The 19,633-nt window shown below is 37.6% G+C and carries 11 protein-coding genes; 7 read left to right on the top strand and 4 right to left on the bottom strand.

What is annotated here, in order from left to right; translation table 11 throughout:
• Window positions 1-396: 396 nt before the first annotated feature.
• Together GQR87_RS09180 and GQR87_RS09175 are read right to left on the bottom strand one after the other, a co-directional pair.
• Entirely contained in the window at window positions 397-1,131 is a 735-nt protein-coding gene (locus tag GQR87_RS09180) for an SGNH/GDSL hydrolase family protein (protein ID WP_158968629.1), read from the bottom strand.
• Window positions 1,132-1,313: 182 nt separating this feature from the next.
• A complete protein-coding gene (locus GQR87_RS09175) occupies window positions 1,314-2,966 on the bottom strand; it encodes a sulfatase (protein WP_158968627.1) in 1,653 nt (550 codons plus the stop codon).
• 142 nt (window positions 2,967-3,108) lie between these two features.
• Between GQR87_RS09175 and GQR87_RS22540 the strand changes: the two genes are divergently transcribed.
• From GQR87_RS22540 to GQR87_RS09145, 7 genes are all read left to right on the top strand, one after another.
• Window positions 3,109-3,243 carry a hypothetical protein gene (locus GQR87_RS22540; protein WP_255456466.1) on the top strand — a complete coding sequence of 45 codons (135 nt, stop codon included), beginning with the start codon at window positions 3,109-3,111 and terminating at the stop codon, window positions 3,241-3,243.
• Window positions 3,244-3,335: 92 nt separating this feature from the next.
• Window positions 3,336-4,865, top strand: a complete 1,530-nt coding sequence (locus GQR87_RS09170; protein WP_158968625.1) for a sulfatase-like hydrolase/transferase — start codon at window positions 3,336-3,338, stop codon at window positions 4,863-4,865.
• 287 nt (window positions 4,866-5,152) lie between these two features.
• Window positions 5,153-5,695: an RNA polymerase sigma factor gene (locus GQR87_RS09165; protein WP_158968623.1), complete on the top strand. Its 543-nt coding sequence runs from the start codon at window positions 5,153-5,155 to the stop codon at window positions 5,693-5,695.
• Between the two features lie 18 nt (window positions 5,696-5,713).
• The gene (locus GQR87_RS09160) at window positions 5,714-6,817 is read left to right on the top strand and encodes a FecR domain-containing protein (protein ID WP_158968621.1); all 1,104 of its coding nucleotides are present in this window, start codon (window positions 5,714-5,716) and stop codon (window positions 6,815-6,817) included.
• Between the two features lie 225 nt (window positions 6,818-7,042).
• Window positions 7,043-10,042, top strand: a complete 3,000-nt coding sequence (locus GQR87_RS09155; RefSeq protein WP_158968619.1) for a TonB-dependent receptor — start codon at window positions 7,043-7,045, stop codon at window positions 10,040-10,042.
• A 582-nt stretch (window positions 10,043-10,624) separates the two neighbouring features.
• Window positions 10,625-14,005, top strand: a complete 3,381-nt coding sequence (locus tag GQR87_RS09150; protein WP_158968617.1) for a TonB-dependent receptor — start codon at window positions 10,625-10,627, stop codon at window positions 14,003-14,005.
• A gap of 168 nt (window positions 14,006-14,173) precedes the next feature.
• Window positions 14,174-15,484: a tetratricopeptide repeat protein gene (locus GQR87_RS09145; RefSeq protein WP_158968615.1), complete on the top strand. Its 1,311-nt coding sequence runs from the start codon at window positions 14,174-14,176 to the stop codon at window positions 15,482-15,484.
• 32 nt (window positions 15,485-15,516) lie between these two features.
• On the opposite strand, the gene GQR87_RS09140 is transcribed toward GQR87_RS09145, so the two are convergent.
• A complete protein-coding gene (locus GQR87_RS09140) occupies window positions 15,517-16,494 on the bottom strand; it encodes an alpha/beta hydrolase (RefSeq protein ID WP_158968613.1) in 978 nt (325 codons plus the stop codon).
• A 125-nt stretch (window positions 16,495-16,619) separates the two neighbouring features.
• On the bottom strand, window positions 16,620-18,719 hold the full coding sequence (locus GQR87_RS09135) for a DUF5011 domain-containing protein (protein WP_158968611.1): 2,100 nt from the start codon (window positions 18,717-18,719) through the stop codon (window positions 16,620-16,622).
• Between the last annotated feature and the right edge of the window lie 914 nt (window positions 18,720-19,633).

Below are 19,633 nucleotides of genomic sequence, written 5' to 3'. Positions count from 1 at the left end.
TAGCTGTGTAGAGCTAATCATACGTAGTTAACCTAGTCGGAACAACGCTAAACTTAAATTTGTGTTCTGAATCGATCAATTAATGCCAATCTAGTTAACCTGAATATTGGATAAGCCGAACCTCTCGATAATGCTCTTTTTGCGCCTAGCGGCGTTAGATTGTCTAACAATAGCCAGCTATTGCAAACGACAACTCGCCTTGCTATCCACAAAAATTTCGTCATCAAGTAAACGTTTAGGCAGTCCCTGCCTGCGGGCAGTATTTTTGCTGCCTCAGCACTCATTCATGTAGAGCAACTAGATCACACTCGTACTTTATTGTATTCATACCGTTCAATTCGCTGCAAAAATATTCAGCAAAGATCAACAGCCCCTAATGTATTTCGCTAAAGAAAGTCACAATAGGGGTTGAATCACTTTTGCCACTTGAGCAGCCTGTAACTTACGCCCTTGTTCATTAAAATGTACATTTTTGGGTAATTGGATTTGCTCTAATTTATTTTCTGACAAGGCATACAAATCATTTATTTGAATTCCTTTTTCAATCATAAGTTGTAGCGCTATATCGTTATAAACGAGCGCATCTATAGGTGCGCGAGCTGGTTTAACACCATCCGGATATGGGGTAGTAGTAGCAAATACTAATTTAGCCCCCGTAGTTTGCAACTGTTCAACAATTTTAACTAAATTTGTACGATAAATTTGTGGTTCAGCTTGACGAGGATGATTAAAATTATTGGAATTTTTTCTTGAGTCTGGTTGCACATGTTTTAGATCATGTAATCCCCAATTAAAATGGATAACATCCCATTTTTTATCGCCAATCCAGCGAGTAATTTGACCCACTCCAAACTCAGTGCCCTGGCAATTTTCAGCTTTTTGCCCATTGTTAATATTAGGGCGAAACACATTAGCTTGTCCTGTTAGTAATTCTCTCACTTTAAGGGTATAACCTATTGAAATTGAATCTCCTAGAATTAACACATTAGGTAAATTATCTTCAACTATAGGTGACCATTTTCCTGTGGCGTTTATCTCCACTTCAGAGCCCGTTTCAGCTTGATACGGTTGTGCACTACATCCCAGTAAAAACAGTAAACTAAGGGTCATAATGAAAAGACATTTAAACATAGATCCTCCTTCATATGTTGATCGAATGTTACTTTATACATATAAAAGACGAACAATATATATTCAATTATCCGTCAATCAATTTAGTGTCAATCAATTTAGTGTCAATCAATTTAGTGTCAATCAATGACATCCAGTAAATTACAGCCTAAATCACTTATTAAAAAAAGTGGTTTTAACTGCTACTGCTTTGCCCCAATATCTTTATGCGTTATTTGACTCCCCCACCAATTATTATTCGGTGACCAATCGGGTAAAAGCATTTCTTTTCGTTGCTTTTCAAGTTTGGGCAATAATATAGTTTTATGTTCTTCTAAACGTTTTTGACGTGCAATTTTATTCCAAGTTGGATCTTCAGCAGCATAATGTGTATCCATCGAAGCTAACCATTGGATAAGTTGTGTCTTTAGTTTTTCAGTTTGCTCAGGATGACGAGCTGCTAAGTCATGGCGTTCACTTATATCCGTAGCTAAATTATATAATTCATTGCGGCCATCTTCCCAATAATGAATTAATTTCCACTGCCCTTTTCTAATGATAGAACTAGGTTCTCCACCTTGATTTCCGTAATGTGGATAATGCCAGTATAAAGCTCTGGATTGTATGGCTCGACCTTCAATAAGCGGTTTAATACTCACCCCATCAAGATGCGCATCAGGCTTAAGTGGTAATCCAGCTAAGTCTAATAATGTAGGAAATAAATCAGTTCCTGAAACAGGTTCATCAATACTTTCATTGCTTTGTTGTAACCAAGGCACATAAACAAAATAAGGCACTCTCATCCCGCCTTCCCATTGGTACCCTTTACCACCACGTAAACTTAGGTGATTAGTAGAATAGTTATCGCCAGAGGTTACGCCGCCGTTGTCAGACGTAAAAATAACAATAGTATTTTCAGTTAAATTAAGCTTTTGCAATGTTTGCATCACACTACCAACCGCTTCATCAACTTGCTCAATTAAACCTGCATATACCGGGTTGTCTTGATATTTTCTTGCAGGCAACACTCTTTCCATTTCAAAGCCTGATTGATGGATCCCCATTTTTTCAGCTTTATCTCTATATTTACGCCACTTTTCTTCTGAAGTTTGGATAGGAGCATGAACCGCATAAAAAGAAAGGTAAGCAAAAAATGGCTCGTCTTTATTATCTTCAATAAAGATTGATGTTTCTTTTGCCAGTTTCATCGATAGGCTCATGCCTTTTTCTTCAGGTAAATTAGTCAAATTAGGATTTTTAAATGGAGAAAAAAAGCCACCACTTGGACCACCTGCTTGGTTTCCTCCTTGATTTACGTCGAAACCATGGTCGGTTGGCAATGAATTTTCTTCTTTACTGCCTAAATGCCATTTGCCAGCAAAAAACGTGGCGTATCCCTGTTCTTTGAAGGCTTCAGGAAGAGTCGTAGAACTTTGATCTAAATGAAGTTTAAATTCTGGGGGAAGTAACTTTGTATGTCTATTTCTTTGCTTCCATTCTTGCCCTGTAGTTCGCTTGCCTTCGTATTGTGTTATGCCATGCCTAGCAGTAAACTGCCCTGTCATTAGGCTTGCCCTAGAAGGACTACATACTCTAGAACCAGCATATCCATTAGTGAATATAGTCCCGGACTTTGCAATTTTGTCAATGTTCGGAGTTTCATAATATTCACTGCCCATGACACTTAAGTCGGCATAACCCAAATCATCTACCAATATAAATAAAACGTTCGGTTTAGAGGGCGTAGATACAAGCTCAGCAGGAGTCTGTTTAGTGCTTTCGTAAGTGCAGGACAACAACACACTGAGTGCAGGCCAAATCAGTAATGATGGTCGAATATTCTTAGTTAATTTCATATCAATATCTACTTTTAAATTTATAGTCAAAATGTAAGCCCCAAATTAACAGGCCTTACATTGCAAAAACTAGGGTGCTAATAGTAATAACTCACTAGTGCCCTAGTCAAAATCTCACTTCTACCTAGATTAACTAGTTAATATGACCATCCAGATTGACTGCATCACTGCACCAGCTCCAGCGGCGGTTAACGCTAAAAATATCTTCTATTCATTTTTGTCTTCGTCTTTAGGTATGCATTTATCTGAAAAACAATTTAATGCAATGAACAAGTAACAAGATAAACACATAAAAACCGTAAAATTTTTACGGTTTTCACAATAAATATGGTCAAACATATACACGTTTAAGGGGTTATTAATTAGATTATGAAACATACAGACTTAACAGATGCACAACGTGCATCGACATATATAACAATGCGCAATAAACTGAGTATCGCCGCTTTAATATGTTTGGGCTTTTTATATAGTGCCTCCGTATTAGCCAATACTGACAAAACCAACGTGCTATTTATCCTAACTGATGACCAAGCCTATGATACTGTTCATGCTTTTGGCAACGACCGTATTTCCACTCCCAATATTGATGCGCTGGCTCATAACGGCATGAGTTTTACTCATGTATTTAATCAGGGAAGCTGGTCTGGTGCAGTCTGCTCACCAAGTCGTCGTATGATCAATACTGGTAGGCACTTATATCAAACTGGTCGTGGGCCAGAAAAACTAGATGCCAAAACGAAAGACAGCATTAAATTAATGGGAGAAACCTTTAAGGATAATGGCTATCACACTTTTATGACCGGAAAATGGCACTTATCTGAGCAAGATTGGGAAACCAGTTTTTCCGAAGGCCAGGCCATTTTTATGCACGGCATGGCTCACTTACATAAAGGTGGACAGTTCAATACTGAGTTTGTTGATTATGTACCATCGAAAAGTAATCAAACAAATTTTCGAGCATACAAAGCCCAAAAACATACCAGTGAAGTGATTGCTGATGCAGCAGTTGATTTCCTAAAACATAAACAAGAAAAACCATTTATGATGTATGTAGGGTTTCTCGCCCCTCATGACCCAAGGCAAGCACCACAAAGTTATATGGGTAAATATCCTGGCGACACAATAGATTTACCCGCTAATTTCTTACCAACTCACCCATTCAATCAAGGGGATTTCTATATTCGAGATGAAATATTAGAAAACAATCCACGTACTCCCTATGCAGTGAAAAAAGCCATTGGTGAATATTACGCCATGATAGAACACACTGATGCGCAAATAGGTCGTGTTTTAGAGGCATTAAAAAATTCTGGGCAATTAGATAATACCTTAATAGTATTTACCGCAGATCATGGTTTATCTGTAGGAAAACATGGCCTATTGGGTAAACAAAATCAATATGATCATAGCATAAGAGCTCCCTTTATTATGCAAGGACCAAATGTCCCAGTAGGGAAATCTGCTACTGGAATGTTTTATTTAAATAGTGTATTTCCTTCGATTGTGGACATGGCAGGTTTGGAGATACCTAAAAGTGTCCAAGCGCCGAGCATTGCTCCTCTAGTACGTGGCGAAAAAGACAAGATCTACTCAAGCATTTATGGCAGTTATCGTCATTTTCAGCGTATGTTACGCACCGATGATTATAAATTGATCTATTATCCGATGTTAAAGAAAACCCAATTATTCGATATGCATAAAGATCCGTTAGAAATGGTTAATTTAGCTAATAAACCAGAACATAAAATGCGGATTAAGAAAATGATGGAAAAGCTGGAAGAATGGAAAAAAGTTGTCAATGACCCCTTGGATAACAATGACGTTATCAACAGTTACAGAACAATGAGCGGCGTTAATGATTCAAATAAACGGCCTAAAGCATGGCCAGCTTTATAACAATTAGACTTAATTTTTTTTCCAGAACTCAATAATTGAGAAACCCAAATGAGGTCTAAATTAACATTTCATTTGGGTGCCAAAGTCTTTCTTATAGTAAACTGACAAGTATTCAATTTATTCTTATCATATTTTAAATATTATTTTTACGGGTTAACAATAGTCGATTGTTCAATATGTAGATGGCTTGATAAATTTCAATTTATTCAATAAGAGATGGATCTTAATAATGTTAAATAAACTGGTAAGTAGCACGATCCAACTTCAATGCAAAAAGGCATAATTATATGACCATGATTTCTCAAATATTTATTGAAAACACCGATTTTTTAAAGCGGTTTTTAATGAAATATTTGAAATCAGAGCAAACAGTTGAGGACGTAGTACAAGAGGTCTATATAAAAGCACACAATGCTGAGTTGAGCAAAGAAATTGAATTTCCTAAAGCTTTTTTGTTCACTATTGCAAAAAATCTAGCATTGAACGAATTAAGTAAAAAATCCTATCAAAGGACGGTTTATTTAGAAGATTGTAGCAGTGAAGAAAATGATCCCATTGGCGATAGTTTAGAACATGAAATCGATGCGAATAAAGCTGTCGATATATATTGTAAAGCTATGTCTGAATTACCAGAAAAGTGCCGAAAAGTATTTTTATTAAGAAAAATTCACGGATTAAAACACCAAACAATAGCGGAACAATTAGAAATTTCGCTAAGTAGTGTAGAGAAACACTTAAAAACAGCAACTTTGAGTTGTAGAGATTACTTAAAGCGTCACCAGATAGATTTACATGGTGTCACTAATATTAAAAATAAACAGTCAAAATAAAGAGTCGGATAAGGGCATATGAATCACAATATCATAAAATTTGCAGCTCCCAGATCCGTTGAAGATATAGCCGCGGATTGGCTGATAAAAATGGATGGCGACGTTACTTTAACTAAGGTCGAGCAAACTGAATTTGCACAATGGATAGAAAGCGATCCACAGAATAAGCGTGAGTTTTTGTCACTGGCCCAAGTATGGGACGATGTACCTGTAGAAAAAATTCATCAATTGTTAAATGCCAAGCATTATACAGCAAAACAAAAACAATCATTTTTACAAGGGTTTGCATTTCGTCCTGCCTTTGCATTATGCAGCATGTTTTTTGTGGCAATAATACTGTTTGTATTTTCAGGCAAACAAACAACAGAATATACAACTAACGGTCTATATGTAACAAACATTGGTCAACAAAATAAGCACCAATTAGTTGATGGTTCTGTCATATATTTAAATACCAACAGTCGCGTTCAGGTGGATTACACCGAAGATAATAGAAACGTTTGGTTAGTTTATGGTGAAGCGCATTTCGAAGTGGCCAAAGACGCCAATAAACCTTTCAGAGTTTACGCAGCAGGTGGACGTGTACAAGCTGTTGGTACTGCCTTTAATGTCAGACTTCGTGACAATTTATTAGATGTATTAGTCACAGAAGGACGTATTGCTCTATCTGCGGTGACTGAAGACTTTATCACCACACCTTTCTCACAAGAAAGAAATGAGCAAGATGCTAACCATATGAACACTATTTTATCGACAGTGGGCATGTTAGATGCGGGCCAGAAAGTCACTCTAAATGCCATGTATGAAGGTAAGGCAGCATTAAAAAATGTAGCTAAAAACATCCAAAATTTAGATAGCAAAGAATTAGAGCGTCAGCAAGCATGGCAAACGGGTGTACTCATTTTTGATGGTCAAACAATGAGTGATTTCGTGAATGAGGTGTCTCGGTTCACCCATGCTACTTTTATCATTAATGATCCACAAGTAGCGAATATGAAGGTGGGCGGTAGATACAAAATTAACAAACTTGACCAAGTTTTAGTTGCGCTAGAAGAAACCTTCAATATTGAAGTATCTCAAATCAGTAACAACAGTTATTTACTCAGAAAAAAACAACAATAAAGCCAGTAATTAACCACTGGCTTAGCCAAGTAACAACGGAAAATTGAACCATTAATAACATTAAGTTTTATATATAGAACATTATTACAAAAAGAAACTTCTATTCGATAGAGATACTTGTATACTGAAATTATAAAAAATTAGTTCTGACATTCTCTCATCAGCAATAAAAGATAATTAATGTTGTATATGTTTTATAGAAAACTTTTTTTTATAGTCTGTTTTTTGTTTTTGGTAAATTCTCAATTTGTTATTGCATCATCAAAAACCTATCAACTATCTATAGAAGCAGGTAGTACAGCGACTTCTCTAAGAAAACTAGCTGAACAAACCGATTTATTAATTCTTTATCCCTATGACTTAGTTAGTCAAAAAACTTCTGCGGCAATTAATGGAAAGGTAACAATCGACAGTGGAATGTCGACAATTTTGGAAGGTACAAATCTAATGGCGGTCAGAAACGCCAACGGTTTATATAAAATAGTCAAAATTCCAGTCACTGAAGTCACTTCACAACCAAACGAAATTGCAACATTTCCGCCTGAAGACATCATTGATGCTATCGAAGAACACTTAGATGAACAAAGTCCCGAAATTATTTCTATTGTAGGCAGACTGAGTAACTATCAAAAACGTTTTTTAAAAAAACGATACTCAAACGTGTTAGTAGAAAATGTCAGTGTTCAAAACAACAAAAATCATATTCAACGTAATGTGGGAACACTCCTACAATCGGCAGCTGGCGCCAGTACCGACTATCGAAAACGTGAAGGACTATTTTTAACTGTCAGGGGATTTGGCCCTGAGTTGAATACAGTGCTTTATAATAATCGCCAACTACCTTCTACGAACTTAGGCAGTGGATTTAGTTTTGACACCTTCTCGCCGCAGTTATTTTTGTATTCTGATATCTATAAAACACAAACAACAGAATTAGTCTCAGGCGGTATTGGCGCAACTATTAACTTAGTAAACCAGCCGAGAACTAATCAAAAATCGTTCAACTTACGTGGCGGTATAAAATTATCAGCAAGTGAAGATGGTGATTTTTTCCCAGAATTATTTGGCTCTGTGACTTACTCTGGAGAAACTATTGCCAGTATTTTTTCAATGAATTTTTTGCAACAAAGTTACCGAATAGAATCAGCCAATTCAGATGGTTGGTTTGCAGCTGATTTAACTGGAATCGAAAACAAAGAAGGGAGTGAAGATTATAGTGAAATTTGGGTACCAAGAAATTTTGACTTGCGAATTGAACAATCAGAAAAGCAACGTTTTGGCCTGTCTTGGGTCAGTAAATTAAATATCACACCCAACCTCTATATTATTACTGATCTTGTATATTCTAGATTTGATGTGGAATCCAGTATAGCCTCATCTGGAAATTGGACACATATTAACGGTAATACTGAAAATTCAGCCGAAAAAGATACCTTTGATAGTATTTCAGTTGATCAAAACAACACCTTATTGAGTTATAGATACAAATCCGACTTGTCCTTCGCCAGTGATTTTGTGCAGCTTATCCGAAATCGTCCTAGCGAAACAATACACTTTGCAGGCACAGCAGGTTATGACTTTAGTCAAGCCAGTAACATTGTCATGGATATATCCTATGCAGTGGCTAAAAGTAACAATGGTGGTAACAAACGATTCTCAGCTGTAGGTTCTCCTAATGCTAATCCTCAATATACTCTGTTAGAAAACCGTCCTTATGCCAATATTAGTTTTGCTAACTCTATCGACGCTTCGGATCTTCGCAGTCACATTACTATTGATAGTGGTGATGATGTGGAAGATAGAATATTTCAAATTAAGTTAGATGGCGAAACTATTCTAAAGTCCACTCATTGGGAACAAATTAAATATGGACTTTATTATGCCGACCGAACAAAAGAAAAAATCGCATTTAAAACGCCTTGGGGTGAAGAGTTTGGTGGTTACGAATTTGACTTACCAGATGAGATGTTTAGTACCATTGATGCAAGTGGTTTTTTAGATGGTGGCGTTCCTGAAGTCTGGTATGGCTTCGACTCACAACAATACATAGATTACCTTTGGTCAGATGAGCATATTCAGCAAGCTATCATTGATACAAACCACCCCCTAGCAGAAACAATAGAATTACGTAAACAATTGGGAGGCTTTAATGCCAACGAATTACCTAACAGTTCCTGGGACGTCAGAGAAGAACTACTTGAAGCATATATTAAAACCTTTCTAAGCGGCCAACTTTTTGATTTGAATTGGTCGGCGCAAATGGGTGTTCGCTTATCAGCTACAATTATAAAATCAAAAGGTTACGACCAAGGCATACAAGATTTAACCTATAGCGATACAGATCCTACATCGTTACGTATTACATACGCACAAAGTATTCCTGTATCCAAATCCAATAATTATGTTAACTGGTTACCTAATATCAATTTTAAACTTGAATTAAATGATCAGCAGTATATAAATATTGGTGTTTCAAAAACCATATCACGGCCTTCATTAGATAAATTAGCGCCATCTATTGGTGAATATGTCGCTAGAACTGGTGCCAGCACTGCCATCAGAGGCAATCCGCAACTGCAACCCTATGAATCAATCAATTTTGACATCAATTGGTCTTGGTTTTTTGATGATAAAGGCTTAATTGACCTTACCTTCTATTATAAAAGTGTTGATAATTTTATTTTACAAAGTGTGGGTTTTGAATCATTGCTCGCTCATCCAGAAGGTGACTTTTTAGTCAGTACCCCATATAACGCTGATAGCACTTCATTTTATGGTTATGAGTTTGTCTATCAAAATCAATTTGAAAGCCTACCCGCTCCTTTTGATGGTACTGGTATTGAACTGCGTTATACCCATGTTGCATCGGATCCATTGCAGGCTAATAGTAGTATTCGTGAAGAAATTATTGAAGGCTTATCTGATACCCTAAATTTGATCTTTTTTTATCAAACTGAAACATTTAATGCCAGTATCATCTACAACCACAGAGATGAATTTGTTCGCAAACATAGCGGCCTGCTAGGGCAACCCGAAATGGTTGATGACTATGGTCAGTTAGACTTTAAAGTAAGCTACCAATTAAGTGAAAAATTGGGGCTGTTTTTAGAAGTCCAAAACTTAACCAATGAAAACCTCCGTAGTTTTTCACTATTTAATGAACGGCTATTGTCTTATGAACACCATCAGCGAATATTTACTTTAGGATCAAATTTACGGTTTTGAAGTATCACAAAGCAATTATTTGTAGCTAATACCAAACAATTTGAAGAAGAGCGTTCGGCTTATCCTGGGCTCAGATTGGATTGTAAAGTTATATATAACTTTTACAGTTTACTATTAACACTCGTTTAACACCTAGACCCATTAAAAACCAAGACAACTACATAATGAATAAAGTAAATGTGCTTACGGAATGTGGACGAGTCAAAGGCTTATTAATAATAAAGATATAATTACTGGCTCTGGTATACGGCTAATAGGCTAAATAACAAGATCTTCATAGTAACTTACCCATAAAACAGATTATAAGATACTGTACCAAATACATACCACCATTATATATTGGTACAATTAATACTCTTTCATACTATTCATAATCATCAATAAAAAGGATACAAAAAAATTGTAACAATTATTTTTAAAAAATATTTACGGGTTCACGGCAATTGAATTGTTATATTGATGTTACAGAAGAGCAGTTCAACCATATATAACGTTACGCTCTTGTAAACTATAAAAATAAATTTACTCAATATAATGCAAACTTCAAAATTGCCATTGAGCGACATAATAACGGAGTTCACGATGAAACAACCTTGGAATACTTTGCCCACTTTAGTAGCCGTAGCGGTGCTAACGGCTATAAATCCAGTGTATGCCCAAACCACAGATGAAAACGAAACTGAGGTAGAGGTAACAGCTGTTAGCGAAACCGCAAGCCAAACCAGGACTAACGCAAAAAACGAAGATTTCGAACTTGAAGTAATTGAAGTTTCTGGCCTACGATCAAGCCTAATGCGTGCAAGTGAAATAAAGAAGCATGCCAATAGTGTAATAGATGTTATTAGCGCTGAAGATGTAGGTAACTTCCCCGATGAAAACGTTGTTGAATCTATGCAGCGTATTACCGGTGTACAAGTTATTTTTGGCGAAAATGGTGGTGCTAGTTCTTTCCAAGTTCGCGGGGTTAGTGAAAACCGTATTGAACTTAACGGCCGCAGTGTTGCGGGTGGTGAAGGCAGTGAGCCCGATAGGCAAGTTAACCTTTCAGATATTCCTTCCGAATTAATCGATACATTAGAAGTAATAAAATCCCCCACTGCTGCTAAAACTGAGGGTTCGTTAGGTGCAACAATAAACTTAAAAACAAAACGCCCACTACAAGTTAAAAAAGATTTTCTTAATGTAAATGCAAAAGCCAAATACGGTGACGAAGCCGATAAGCTTTTCCCTAACTTAAATCTTACCGGAGTAAAAAACTGGCGTGATACATCTTTAGGTGATTTTGGTGCCTTAGTCAATCTAACATACAATGACAACCAAAAAGGTGGGGAAGTTATTCGAGTTTCGAACTGGGGTGAAGTTTGCCCAGTATTTAGATCAAATGGAAATGGCTACACAACACAAGACCAAAGCCTTTGTGAAACTGAAGATTCTCGAAGAGTATTTCGTCCTAATAACTTTACATTAATCGATCAAAACGCACAAAATAAGAAAACGGCTATTGCTGCAACTTTTCAATGGGCGCCAAATGACACATCTTCATATACTGTAGATTTTATCCAGAATAAGACCCTTAATCACTCGACATCCGATGTATTACTAATACAATCACAGACGAATACGATGGTACCAGATACCGTGCTGGGCGATGAAACAAATATTTATGCACTAAGTAATGTTAGTCTTGGCACCGAATTGATGAGATATGACGATTTTTCTCGTGAAACTACTCCTGTTACGCCTATTACAGCTTTTGATAGTTCCTTTGGTTTCTTAAACCGAAGTACCGCACAAGCGGGACATAACACAACAGAACAAACAACTTTAGCCCTTAAAGGTCAGTGGGATTTAGATAACCTAACTATTGAAGGCGAAGTTGCACACTCGAAATCTGATGTTGAACGCCATTATATTGCTTTTGGATACAACGCTTATACTGGTACCCCAGATAGTGCTGGCGATCATCGTTCACTGGTTCAAGACCCGAGCCTTAACGGCACTGACGAAGCGATTGCGGTAAGACAAGAAGGTTCAAATTTGTCCATAGACTTGTCTGACCCCAGAGCGTTGTATCTTAACCTAAGTGGTGGCGAAGATCCTACAGATCTTAGGATTTGGCGCTTAAACGGTTCACAGGACGATGGATGGACGCGTAGTCCAACAACATCGGCAGCGAAACTCGATTTTGACTACTTTGTAGATTATGGCGCACTTGAATCAGTCCAATTTGGTGCCCGTGTCGCACAAGATGTCATGGAAAATACCAGTCGTTATCGCTTTACTTGTGGAAGAAACTATAGCGCTGGCGGTTATGTTGAAGGTGAAAGCCCCGCTTGTTCAGAACCTATGTCAGCAGTTGAATTGGCCGAAAAATATGGCGATAGTATCAACCGTGTTCACGATGGCTTTTTCTCTGAATATGCCAATATACCTTCATGGGTCGCCTTTGACTTAGATATGTATCGTGACAATCGTGAGTTATGGAATGAAATCTCAGGCTTTAATGAGGTTGGCTATGTAGAAAATGCTGGTGAATCTTATACTATCACCGAAGATACCAGCGCCGCTTATGCAATGATGAATTTAAATGGCGACATATCAAGTTCACTTACCTATCGCGGAAATTTTGGTGTGCGAGCAGTTAAAACAAAAATAACCGCAGAAACGTACGAAGCCGTGGACGAAAATAATGCTCCTGTCGCGACTACAAGAACCAATAGTTACAATACTTTTTTACCTAGTATGAATATCGCTTTTGCCTATGAAGACTTAGGTTTAGTACGTTTAGCTGCAGCGAGAACCATGGTACGCCCTGCATTAGCAAGGTTATTACCCACAGCACAGCTAAATAGATTTAGTGGTTGTAATGTATACGATCCAGAGAACCCATATGGCATTGGCATTTTAAATAAAGGCACTCCAAATCCCGACTTGACCCAAGAAGAGCAAAACCTTCAACTTGCGCAGCAATACGCCATTGCCAATGATTATAACGGCTCTGTAAATGCTTGTCCTGGTATTCGTGGCGGTAGCACTGCTATTGGTAATATTGCTCTGGATCCACAATTATCATACAACTATGATTTAAGCTTTGAACACTATTGGGGCAAAGGAAATATGGCCAGTTTGGCATTTTTCTACCGTAAAGTTCAGGCCGACCTAATCACTAGACGAGTCGTATTTGCGGTACCTACTGATCCAGCTAACGAACTTGTAGGTGTAGAAAGTAACCTAGGCGGTGGCGAGACCTACTTATTAGGTGAATCTGTATCCCAAGTTCCAGGATTTGAACTTTGGCGAGCTCGTGAAAGTCATAATGGTCAGGGCTCAATTCGTCAAGGCATTGAAATTGGCTACACCCAATGGCTTGATTCTTTACCTGGCGCATGGAGTGGTTTAGGGTTTTCTTTAAACTATACTTATAGTGAGGGTACTAGACCTGATCCTATATTCCTTGATGCAGTAACAGAAGAAGAGATAAATTTATCATCACTGCAAAACCTACCGGTAGAATATGCAGGACAAACCATTCCTTCTAATTACTCTTCTCAGTTAGAAATTATTGATGAGTTATTAGCCTTAGGTGATGAAGGTCCACTAGCTAATGGTGTGATACTAACAGACTATAGGTCACTTTTACCTGTCCCCCAGTTGTCTAAACACTCAGGCAATGCGTCAATATTCTACGACAAAGGACGCTACAACGTTCGTTTATCAGCCAATTACCGTAGTAAATACTATAGTAACAGCGGATTATACAGTAATGCCGTTTATTATGATGATACCTTACGCGCTGACTTTTCGTCGTCTTATAAAGTGAATCAAAACTTAAAAATACAATTCACTATTAATAACATACTAAAAACCAACGCTCACCGTTGGAGAACCGATTCTCAGTTAACTGATACTACAACGTACTCAGATCGATTCTATACGTTTGGCGTAAACTATAAGTTTAACTAACAGTTAATGCTTTAAAAAAAGGCTAGCAATTTATTGCCGGCCTTTTTTATTATCTATTTTTTTGATGCTATTTGTTTCTAGCATAAATTCTATGAATTTCTGAACTAAATCAAACGTGCAGAGGTAAGTTTAGCCTCAAGTAAGGTATATCTTACATAGGAATGTAAAATGAACATTATCGCCAAGTCACTTAGCTTAAGTTTACTCATATCTTTTAGTAGCTTTCTATTAGCCGATGAAAAAGCGGAATTTAAACAGTCTTTTGCTAATTTTGCCAAATATGCTCAATCAGGTGATTTTGCAACAAGTTTACCCCATGCAAAAAAAGTATATGAACTCAGCCAAAACCTATTTTCTAAAGGCGACGCCAATAGATTAAACGCCGCAGAAAATTACGCCCTAACCCTTAAACAACTAGGCAAAGATAGCACCGCTGAAGAAGTACTATTAGACAAGCTCACACAAGAAGAGAATAAATTTGGGCAGCATGCAAGTGAGCTACAAACCTCCCTTTCTGATTTATCTGCATTAAGCCTTTCAAAGGCAAAAATGAACACTTATCAACTGCGTTTTGAAAAAGTACACTTACGCCATAACAGTCGCAAGTACGTAAAGCAATTATTGTCTTCAAAGCTAACTACAGCACCTTTAGCCACGCAAATTAAAGCATCATTAGAAGACAATAATAATACCGCTATTAAGCTCCATGAAACTGCCCACTGGAGTATTATTACTGTTGGAAAAAGTAATAAGTTTGCCAAGCACACAAAAACATTACTAGAAAAAATATATAAATCGATGCTGAGCTTTAGAATTGCGCTAGATATACCACCGGCGAAACTACAAGAAAAACTTGTAGCGGTTTATTTCGAAAATCATCAACAAAGACAAAAGTTCACCACAGATAACCGACAGACTAATGGTCAATATGTAGTGTTAGTACTAGCAAAAAACAATAAAGCGTTTCCAGTTGCAAATACTACCAGAAATACTGTTGAGCTAATTTCCAACGCCGACGGTTTGGAAAGAAAAGTGAAAGGCCGACCAGCTTGGTTGTTCAATGGTTTATATGGCAGTTTTCTGTTCGCTAGTGCGGAAAAAGAGTTTGGTCCTCAAACCGATAATTATCTTTTACAAAGTATCGTGGCAATAAAAAAAATCAGCGCTAAGAGCTCGATACCAAGCGTTCATGAAATAGTCTCATTTGTTGGAAATAATTCATCAACCAAAAGACAAAATGAAATGAAGGCGTTTTATCCATTTTTTGTCCGTTATTTGTATGAATTCAAGCCTGAGCCATTAAGCGAGTTCTTTTACTCTGTTACCTCAAGAAACGCTAAACGCACACCCAGTGCCTTTAGATCAAGATTTACAGAAGCTTTTGGCGAGATTGAATCCCATGAAACACCTTTCCAGTTATTTTTGCAAAAGATAATTAAGGTAGGCGAGCAAAAAATTGCAGCCAACTCAAAAAAGTAAAAGTATGACTTCTTTGCCCCTTAATTATGTATTTACTTAATTACTAGGGCACAATTTTCTTTAACGGGCATCGCTTTTGAAGTTACTTCATTAACGAGCATTCCCGTAGCACTAGCGTGAAGCGTTTTTAGAAATGCATCTACGGCTTGCGTATAGCAATAGTCTTTTCCCAGTTCTACATTTATTCCCCTGTGTGAAAAAGCAACCTGTAGTAGCTTAGCTTGCGAGTCGTATGTATTGGCTTTGTTAATAAAGCTTTGAGCTTGAGCACAGGCATTGTCTTTTCGTTTCGATGAACAAACAGCCAAAAATGGAGCCAACTTTTTCTTCAAACCATGGAATGGAGACGCTTTCTTCCAATAGTCCGGAAGTTTTCCAAAGGCCTTTTTGTATAACCTTAATGTTGAGGACGATTTCATTATTTTTTCAACATCATAAGCCGCCGAATCTAAGGCAATCGTGCCTAACCATGGTGTTAACATTGCATTATGATGGACTGATATAAGCGAAACTAAATGAGCGCCCGATGAATGGCCCATTAAGATAAACTTGTTTGGCGATCCACCCCATTTATGTGCATTTTTTTGTGAAAAAAGTATTGCCTTTTCAACATCTTCCGCCTGTTCCGTAGGACCTGCTTTAGGTAAAAGACGATAATTGACTGAAATAAAAACAAAGCCTTTGGCTACCCAGTGAGCGACCTTATTTTTCACAACTGCAGAAGAGTCTTTATTCCCTATTCTCCATGCACCGCCATGGGCCATAAATATTACCGGTGAACCTACCTTTTTAACAGATGGAAAGTAAACATCCAGAATGTGGTCTTCATGTTCACCATAGGCAATATTCGACAGCATTTTGATATTATTAGCAAGAGCATGTGCTTTCATTGTGAAGAAAATGATAAGCAGCAAGCATAGATATAGTACAGTTTTCAAATTCCATGAGATATTACTTCTGATAAACATATTCATTCCTAAAGAAACAGCTAAGCATAGTATGTTTTTCATGATGACGCTGAAGGGCAAGATGTACCAATAAAAAAACCACCGAACAACTAAGTTTGGTGGTTTTTAAAATTTTTCGAACCATATTGTACAATAATTAGATTATTACACTATATGTTTACCTACTATTATGGCGTTGGCGTTAATGGAACAGCCAATCGAATATAAGTCGACAAAGGTAGGGTGAAAGTAATGATATTGTTTTCAGCATTAACAGTTGTGTCTATTGTTCCGCCATTTTTACCCGTACCATAAAGTAAGGTCACTACATCCCCATTTATTGTTTCGCCTTCTTGTAAGCGAACGGCAATTTTTCTTTCGCCTAGTGCAGTAACCACGCTATCAACAGTTACGTTTTTGTTGGTATTGGTCAGCATCACATATAGCGTATCATTTTCTCTAAACGCAGTGCCTCTAACCTCTTCACTGTATACTATTGAGTCAACAACATTACCCTTACTACCTTCAACAAAGTTTTTAATTGCGTTGCCTCGCACCCCAGTATTACCGCCATTAAACCAAGCAAACACAGCTCCATATTGACCTGAAATTATACGTTCAGCACCAGCATTAATAGCGGGAATAAACTGTGCAATACCAAAAACGGTCTGCTCATTTGCATTGCCACCTTCTGAAAGCCAACTTTGGTTTTGTGTGAACCATAGAGGAACAGAATTACTTGCTGCCGCAGCGGCTATTTCATTCCATTCGTCTTGCTGTTCATAAACACGTAATGAAGCGTGATCGAAAAACTCTGCTCCGGCAATGTCTACGTGGTCAGCAACAGCCGCATACTCTATGTCAGCATCTACAATATTATACGACTCTGGTCCAATAATAGTTAATGCATCGTCACCGGTCATAGCCGCCAATAAGGTTTGATAATCTATCGCGTCTACTTCGTCATTACTAAATGGTGCAAGGTAGTCAACAGCACCGCCAGCCGCCGCCATGTTCGTTAAATAAGTATCAAGGTATGTAGCATAATCACTTAAATCGATACCATAAAAATCATCATCACACGGTGACTCACAAGATGCAATTTGACTGTATTTAAGTCTACCCGTTTCAATTGCATTTCTTGAACCCCAAGCTCCCTTAGAGCCTGATACAGATGCGATTATTTTCATGCCCTTACTTTTTGCATAAGCAGCTACGGTTTGAATATCAGAATATACGGCATCGTCAATAGCAATACTTGGGTGAATACCAAAATGCACCATATCTAGACCCAAAGTGTTTAACATATGGTCTATCATTTTAGTGCCATTATTAGTAGCAAACATTTGAGAAGCTTGTGACTCGGTAGACCCTGTAAATTCAACGGCTTGCTTAGCTTGTGTTGGCAATACATCCATTACAATGTCTACATCAGCAATTACGGGAATTACATGAACTTGTTGTACTACTTCTTCAGCATCGTTGCCACCGGCATCACTTACATTGTAAGTTACTGGGTATACACCAGCAGTATTAGTATCTAAAGAACTTGTGTCGCTTACAATTAAGTCTGTTATATCACCATCAACATCATCAACCGCGGTTACTCCAACGGGGGTAAACACAGCACCTTCATCAATTGAAACATGAGTATTTTCTGCCATGATAACAGGTGCTATTTCATCGGCTATATCTTGTACCGATACGGTTCTAATAAGCTCTATCGCTTCGTTACCCGCGGCGTCAACCACATTATAACTTACCGTGTATTCACCAAGCGTGCTTGTATCAACATTACTGACATCAGCAACAATGGAAGCGCTTAAGTCGCCATCGGGATTGTCAGAAGCGGTCGCGCCTTCGTCAGTATAGCTTGAATCTAGGGGAATGATTACTGTTGCGTCTCCATTAAGCGTTATTACGGGGAGTATAGTATCTGGAACAGTAACCGTTCTTGTAGCGCTTGTTTCATTACCAACAACATCTACAACCGTATAAACGACCGAGTATGTGGCAGGGTTTGCGGTATCAACATTACTAATGGCGACGATATTACTAGTCACATCACCATCTACATTGTCAAATGCTGTAGCGCCTAAATCAGCGTAAGTTGAATCTACAGCAACTTCAATACTATCGCCGCCCGTTATAGTGAGCGTAGGGCCATAATAATCAACGTTAGCATTCGCCGCTGAAAATACGTTTTCTTTATCATCGTCACTCGAACCACACCCTATAAGTGGTAAGGTGATTAAACTACTTATTGCGAGAAGTTTAAATTTGTTCATTGTACATTTTCCTTTATCTTTTTTACTTTATTGGAACAATTAATTAACAATATGCAAATGCAAACCCGTAAAAATAGTTTATATAAAAAACACTCAATTAATATTGAATTTTCATGATAACTGAAATTTCTTAGGTTATACCAATCGGTGGAGACAATTACTTCTCAGAAAACGTGATGCACACCTTACGTAAGGTGTTGTTATACAAAAACTTTTAAGTAAGGATGACAAAACATTAAACTTCTGAGGTATTCCAGCAGCCTAGTAAAAATACCCAGCCAGTTAATTAAAATTACCTTTAGTTTAAATAACCATCGAGCTAGTAGCAGATAATTTCATCCCAAACTCAGACTTACACTATCGAGTTAAAAGTAATTCTAATCCGTATTGATAAGTGATATCTCAGAATGCGACCAGCTGTTTTTGAACAAGGCGTCGGTATACTTCTGGCATCCTGCCTTTCGCTTAAGCCAGCGGAGCTGTTCAAAAATGTTTCAGACATTTTTGTGCAGGAATGGTTGTTTCCTTTGAAATGCCGAGAACGCAGGGCAAAAGCCGCTGGGGCATTCCTTTCAGGCGAGTTTTAGATGAGCTTACTCTGCGTTGCTCGAACTCAAAAGTTGGATTAATTTTGGTCAAATTTTTAAATACCCTGAACTCAAGTTAATAAGTGTAGTATTAGTTTAATGCTTATAAAAATTCAGTACCTTACGTCCATGTATTCATTTTAGGTTATGTTAGAACTCTTTCAGTGACGAAATTTATCGTTTATAGCAAGGCAGTGTTTCGTACCTAAGAGCTGACTATTGCTAGAGAATCCAACGCAGCTATGCATAGATAGGGCGGATTACCCTCTTGCTGAACAAAATTTATAATAGTTTAGCTGCTAGAAGTTACGGATTTAAGGCAGAGAA

The sequence above is a fragment of the Paraglaciecola sp. L3A3 genome, from assembly GCF_009796765.1.
GTDB lineage: Bacteria > Pseudomonadota > Gammaproteobacteria > Enterobacterales > Alteromonadaceae > Paraglaciecola.
This window is presented reverse-complemented; position numbering and strand designations above follow the sequence as displayed.

Bases quoted from the DNA above. Each gene is read 5' to 3' on its own strand.
- GQR87_RS09180 (WP_158968629.1), bottom strand. From the start codon at position 1,131: ATGTTTAAATGTCTTTTCATTATGACCCTTAGTTTACTGTTTTTACTG.
- GQR87_RS09175 (WP_158968627.1), bottom strand. From the start codon at position 2,966: ATGAAATTAACTAAGAATATTCGACCATCATTACTGATTTGGCCTGCA.
- GQR87_RS22540 (WP_255456466.1), top strand. From the start codon at position 3,109: ATGACCATCCAGATTGACTGCATCACTGCACCAGCTCCAGCGGCGGTT.
- GQR87_RS09170 (WP_158968625.1), top strand. From the start codon at position 3,336: ATGAAACATACAGACTTAACAGATGCACAACGTGCATCGACATATATA.
- GQR87_RS09165 (WP_158968623.1), top strand. From the start codon at position 5,153: ATGACCATGATTTCTCAAATATTTATTGAAAACACCGATTTTTTAAAG.
- GQR87_RS09160 (WP_158968621.1), top strand. From the start codon at position 5,714: ATGAATCACAATATCATAAAATTTGCAGCTCCCAGATCCGTTGAAGAT.
- GQR87_RS09150 (WP_158968617.1), top strand. From the start codon at position 10,625: ATGAAACAACCTTGGAATACTTTGCCCACTTTAGTAGCCGTAGCGGTG.
- GQR87_RS09145 (WP_158968615.1), top strand. From the start codon at position 14,174: ATGAACATTATCGCCAAGTCACTTAGCTTAAGTTTACTCATATCTTTT.
- GQR87_RS09140 (WP_158968613.1), bottom strand. From the start codon at position 16,494: ATGAAAAACATACTATGCTTAGCTGTTTCTTTAGGAATGAATATGTTT.
- GQR87_RS09135 (WP_158968611.1), bottom strand. From the start codon at position 18,719: ATGAACAAATTTAAACTTCTCGCAATAAGTAGTTTAATCACCTTACCA.